Origin of the sequence: Candidatus Halocynthiibacter alkanivorans (genome assembly GCF_003333265.1) — a bacterium.
Classification (GTDB): Bacteria; Pseudomonadota; Alphaproteobacteria; order Rhodobacterales; family Rhodobacteraceae; genus Halocyntiibacter_A; species Halocyntiibacter_A alkanivorans.
In genome coordinates, this window is record NZ_QOLB01000036.1 from 1 (window position 1) to 1,704 (window position 1,704).

At 54.4% G+C, this 1,704-nt stretch carries 2 protein-coding genes; both read right to left on the reverse strand.

From position 1 onward, the window contains the following. A partial coding sequence (locus DWA01_RS03070) for an XdhC family protein (RefSeq protein WP_114284186.1) occupies nt 1-1,026 on the reverse strand: 1,026 nt, incomplete at its 3' end. 222 nt (nt 1,027-1,248) lie between these two features. Continuing rightward, nucleotides 1,249-1,704: hypothetical protein (locus DWA01_RS03075; RefSeq protein WP_235008408.1), on the reverse strand; the 456-nt coding region annotated here is incomplete at its 5' end.

The following is a 1,704-nucleotide window of genomic DNA, read 5'->3' on the forward strand; positions in this document are numbered from 1 at the left end:
CAGGCGCAGGGGCAGCGGCGCAAAAGCACGGGCCAGCGCGCGGCCCACATGGCCGGCACCATAGAGATACACATGCGGCTCTGCGTCACGTGCGTCGTGTTCCTCTTGCAGCAGGGCCGCGCGGTCGGCGTCCTCCATGCGCGTCAGCGACAGGGTGACACGCCCGCCGCAACACTGGCCGATTTCGGGACCAAGCGGCACGTCCATCTCCGTGCACGCGTCGCCCCGGGCCAGCAGGGCGCGAGCCTGATCGATCGCCATATATTCCAGTTGTCCACCGCCGATGGTGCCGCAAAGCACTGTGGCACTGACGCACATGGTGGTGCCCTGCCCGCGTGGTGCAGAGCCTTGCACCCGGGTCAACCGCACCAGGATCACATCGGGGAACGCGGCCAGAAACACCGCCAGTTCGTCTGCTTTGCAAATCGCGTTGCCCGGGGTGTCATCCTGGCCGCCGTCCAAAGCATTACATGTGCTGTCTGGCAGGGTGTCGTCCGCGGCGCTGGCACGCAAATGGGCCGGGGCATGGCCGCCGCGAGCCTCTTCATATTCTGCCTGTTGCACCCATACTTGTGCCCCGGGAAAATCTACCAGGCCGCTGGCATGATCCCAGTGTAAATGGGTGGGGATGATCTTAGTGACGTTTTGAGCATTATAGGCCGCCTGCTCAAATTGATTAATGGCCGGGTTGAGTTGCTCATAGGCAAACAGCTGACGCATAACAAAACTGTTGCTGGCAAATTGCTCATCGATCTTGCTGCCCAATCCGGCATCAATCATTACATCCCCCTTGGGGTGGCGAATCAATACTGCATTTTGGGCTAGATGACGCAGGTTAAACCAATTGCCACCGCTCACCAGCGCCCCCTCTGGGGTCAGCCCTGCCTGGCCGGTGTGTACAACTGCAAAACCCACTTTACTGTCTTGGGTGGCCTGCGGCGCCTGCATGGCATAACTGCTTGGCAGGGTGATCAGCACTAGGGCCAGTGCAGCGATTTTTTGCGGTAATAGGGTCAATCTGCTCATCTTCTGTCTCCTGTTAAGTAAGTGTCCATCATAAGCACCATTAAAGCATAGTTAAAATATTATAAATCTATCTAAAGTCAATATACAGACTATAGGTAATGCCACTGCCATGATATGGGCTTATATTTTGGCTCGTAGGTAAATAAGGCGTAACAGGAATAACAAAGGGCCGATTGGCTGGGGCGCTATTTAGCGGGGAAATAGCGCTCTTTTTCACACTGCTTAAAACATATAACCCGCGCTCATGGTGAAGGTGGCCAGGTTGGGATACCAGGTCAGTACATTTTCGGCACGGCGTATATCGTCTTTATCACCTTCATCGTCGGCTTGATCGGCGGCAGATTGGGTGACTTTGCCACCTAATGGAAGATTTAGGCTAATCCAATTTACCGCCAGACTCCAGTTGTCAAATTGCCAGTGATTGCTCATGCCCAAGTGCAACAAATTAGCCTGAGCCTCGGTGCGAAAATTTACATCGCTCACACTGATGCCGTAGACACTAGGGTCCAGGTACACCTCATTGGTGCGGCGCACAAAACCAAACGACAGGTTAAAGCTGTTGCCGTAAAAACGTCGTGCTTTTAAGCCGATGTTTTTTTCATGAAAGCCCGCCAGGTCTAACTTTGAAAAATTCACCTCGATGCCAGTGGACATGTAATCCACCCCAACCTGCCAGTT